Source organism: Microcoleus sp. Pol8_D6, assembly GCF_036700965.1.
Taxonomy (GTDB): Bacteria; Cyanobacteriota; Cyanobacteriia; order Cyanobacteriales; family Microcoleaceae; genus Microcoleus.
In genome coordinates this window covers 1-3,551 of record NZ_JAUBPW010000143.1, presented here as the reverse complement: position 1 = coordinate 3,551, position 3,551 = coordinate 1, and the positions used below count along the sequence as shown (strand labels likewise).

The window sequence follows — 3,551 nt, the reverse complement described above, 5'->3', positions numbered from 1 at the left end:
ATTTGTTTATGATTGCTTTATTTGGTTTTCAATGTTCGTGACGGCTTTGTGTTCCGCCATGTAAATAAACATAAAGCATATTCTCAGGTTTGTAAAGTTTTTTAACAACAGATTAACTAATGAAATTTATAAGCTTAAGTTATCAATATGAAGAAAACTGGATAAAGAGGTAAGAATGCACAAAAAAGTAGGTAAAGCCTGGAAGCGCGTCGCCTTCAGGCATGGAAATATTAAGATACAGACTTCTGCTGGCTGGGGATCATAATGAGAGCCCAATAGGGAACTTCAGCGGGATCGACATCTGTGATCGCCCGAATTCGCTGATTCGGCATAGTTGCGCGTTCTATATACAGTGATCGATCGAACTGTCCCAACTCAATCAGCACGTCCCGGACTTTCGCAAAATGCCGGCCCAGCTTAATAATCACAGCAGCATCAACAACCGCCAGTCGATCGCGCAAAACCTCAGCATCCAGCGTCGCAGGCATAATACTTAACACATCGTTACGATAAGTCAGTGGCACTCCCAGCGCAGCCGCACTAGCCATTGTCGAAGAAATTCCCGGCACAACTTCCGTCGTAAATCTCCCCGACAAACGGTTGAATAGATACATAAATGAGCCGTAGAGAAAAGGTTCGCCCTCACATAGCACCGCCACATCCTGTCCCTCGCTCAGATGTGCGGCAATTTTCTCGGCAGCAATATCATAATAAGGTTGAGACGATCGTGTCGGACTAAAAGGCAACGGCATCGGAATCTCAATTTGCTCCGGGCGCAGATAATCTGCGACGATCGCCCGCGCCAGCACCTTACCATTTTCCATCGCCGGATAGGCAATCACCGGCACCGATTGCAAAATCCGATAAGCTTTCAAAGTAATCAACTCTGGATCGCCAGGGCCAATACCCAAACCGTACAATTTACCAGTAGCCTTAGTCATAATTCATCCTTTTTCGCTAACGCATTCACGGCCGCCGTTGCCATTGCACTGCCACCGCGCCGCCCGTGCAACGTAATAAATTGCACTCCCCGACTGTTGGCGGCAAGTTCGGCTTTGGATTCGGCAGCCCCCACAAATCCTACCGGGAAACCCAGAATTAAAGCCGGTTTGGGTGCTCCGGCATCCAGCATTTCCAGCAGTCGGAACAAAGCAGTCGGGGCATTGCCGATGGCCACAACCGCACCCTGTAAGTTGTCTAGCCATAAATCAAGGGCCGCGGCCGATCGAGTATTTCCCATTTGCCGGGCCAATTCCGGGATTTCGGAATGCCAGAGAGTGCAAATCACCGGATTGTCAGCGGGAAGGCGTTTGCGAGTGATGCCTTCGGCCACCATCCGGGCATCGCACAGAATCGGCGCGCCTGCGGCGAGGGCTTGGCGTCCGCAGGTGGCTGCACCGGGCGAAGCTGCTAAATCGGTGACAATATCAGTCATGCCGCAACTGTGAATTAGTCGCACGGCTACCGATTCTAAATCGGGTGGCAAGCTTGACAAATCTGCTTCGGCTCGAATTGTGGCGAAGGATTTAATGTAGATTTCTGTTCCGTCTCGAATGTAGTCAATCATTGTTTACAACTGCTATGGGAATTTTGTGGGATTTGTGAAATAGATTTTTTGAATGAACCGCGAAGGCGCAAAGGACGCGAAGGAAGAAATCTCAAGATAGATACAAAGAGAAATAATTAAAAATTGTCAGTTTTAATGGGATATTTTTTCACGTTAAAGTCCGATTTTCGGCGCTGAATAACTGCTGTAATTGGTCGATCGCCTGCCGATCGACAAACTCACCAAATGACTCCAAAGGCTCTCGAAACCGCTGATATACCTGCAACATTCCCTCGATCGCACCGGGCATCTCGGCCGCACTCACCGCCGGAAAAATTGGTCGCCCGAAGGGCAAATCTTTTCTACCCGCATAAATGTCGTAACCTTCGATCGTCTCGTCTCCTCGCTCAATCTGAATTCCCACCAGCGTGAGATCAATTGGCTGGTGCTGGGCGCAGGACTTTTGGCAACCGCTGAAATGAATGTTAATCGGCAGGTCGATCGTCAATTTTTGCGCTAAATCCCTCACCATTGCTAGGGCGTGACCTTGAGTATCTGTCGCCGCCGACGCACAGCCACTGCTGCCGGCACAAGCCACCAAGCACGAATCTAGGCGAGTCGCCGATGAGTGCAATCCCAAATCGGCGACTTGCTGTTTTACCTCAAAAAGCTGGGAGTTGGGGATATCAGAAATTAGCAGATTTTGCCACGGCGTAAGTCTCAGGGTACCGCTGGCTAGCTTTTGGGCTAAATTCGCCAAATTCCGCAGTTGCTTTGATTCTAGCCTACCGAGAGGCAGTGCAATTCCCATGTAGGAGAAACCGGACTGTCGTTGAGGATGAATGCCGAGATGTCGGTGATGGGGGAGGGATTTTTCAGATGAGGCATCTTGGCTGTTTTTGGGAAAGGTGCAAGATGTGAATTGCCATGAAAATGGTAAATTCTGCTGTACCCTTTCTAGATAACTTTCAGCGCCCCAATCTGCCAGCAGGTGACGCAAACGCGGTTTTTTGCCATCAATTCGAGGTCTATTTTTGGTGTATTCAAGATAAGTGCTAGCGAGATCGGCTAATACTGAAATACATTGCGATTCTTGGATTAAAATTCCTGTATCGCCATTTAAATGCAGCCGAAAAACGATTCCTGATTGGGTTGAACGACCGTATGCAGCTAATAAAATATCGTTGCGTAAAGCCTGGATCGAAACCGATTCCCCGCCGTCGAAGCCAATACTGAACTTAGGCGAAAGTTCCGACAACTCGGAATGTGTTTGCAGGTAATCATCCCAAGCTTTGACTAGCGGGCGAGTATCCAGTAACTGCTGGCGATCGATCCCTGCTGTCGGACTTGCCATAATATTGCGAATCGGGTCAACTTCAACGCGGCGAGACGCTATCCCCAATTCCTGCAAGCGGTTCCAGACTTCCGGGGCAATTTCCGAGTTCACTTCTCGGATTTGCAAATTTGCCCGATTTGTCACTTGCAAACAGCCGGTACTGTATTGATCCGCCAAATCGGCGATCGTCCGACACTGCTGCGCCTTTAAAATTCCCCCCGGAATCCGCATTCTCGATAAAACTCCGTCTCGGGCTTGGGAACCGTAAAATAAACCCGGACAAGTCGGCAAATCAGTCAAAGCTAACAAATAATCTCCTCCCCGTGCTACGCAGGGAATCCAAAAGTAAACGCCCACAAAGCGCCCCCGAAATCGGCATTCTGACTTTTACAGTTGCGGCACAGCGCCGGAATTGCACCGGACTTTCCCGCTTTCAGGTTTTAGAAAGGTATCACGAGCGGACCCACAGAAAGCAAAACCCTCAACTTTCTTAACAAAACTTCTGACGATGGCGTCGGGCCCCGCAAGCTACGGCCATCTCTCTCCTTTCATCAGCTTTCCTAATCACAGTCATCAGTTTAACTGTCGTCAAACCCCTTTACAAACCTTAACAACACCGTTAATAATAGAAACATCATCCGAACATTGACAACCAAATACAGCAATCAT

General features: G+C 48.9%; 3 protein-coding genes and 1 riboswitch. All 3 genes read right to left on the bottom strand.

Annotated elements, in window-relative coordinates; translation table 11 throughout:
* Positions 1–230 precede the first annotated feature (230 nt).
* A complete protein-coding gene (locus QUA10_RS28715; protein ID WP_333085921.1) occupies positions 231–941 on the bottom strand; it encodes a precorrin-2 C(20)-methyltransferase in 711 nt (236 codons plus the stop codon).
* Entirely contained in the window at positions 938–1,567 is a 630-nt protein-coding gene (locus QUA10_RS28710; protein ID WP_333085922.1) for a precorrin-8X methylmutase, read from the bottom strand. Before QUA10_RS28710 ends, QUA10_RS28715 begins: the two co-directional genes overlap by 4 nt.
* Before the next feature lie 148 nt (positions 1,568–1,715).
* Positions 1,716–3,239 carry a precorrin-3B synthase gene (cobG, locus tag QUA10_RS28705; RefSeq protein WP_333085923.1) on the bottom strand — a complete coding sequence of 508 codons (1,524 nt, stop codon included), beginning with the start codon at positions 3,237–3,239 and terminating at the stop codon, positions 1,716–1,718.
* Between the two features lie 8 nt (positions 3,240–3,247).
* Positions 3,248–3,327: riboswitch (adenosylcobalamin-variant (AdoCbl-variant) riboswitch) on the bottom strand.
* Positions 3,328–3,551: the final 224 nt, after the last annotated feature.

Coding starts and splice junctions, on each gene's coding strand:
- QUA10_RS28710 (WP_333085922.1), bottom strand. CDS start 1,567: ATGATTGACTACATTCGAGACGGAACAGAAATCTACATTAAATCCTTC.
- QUA10_RS28715 (WP_333085921.1), bottom strand. CDS start 941: ATGACTAAGGCTACTGGTAAATTGTACGGTTTGGGTATTGGCCCTGGC.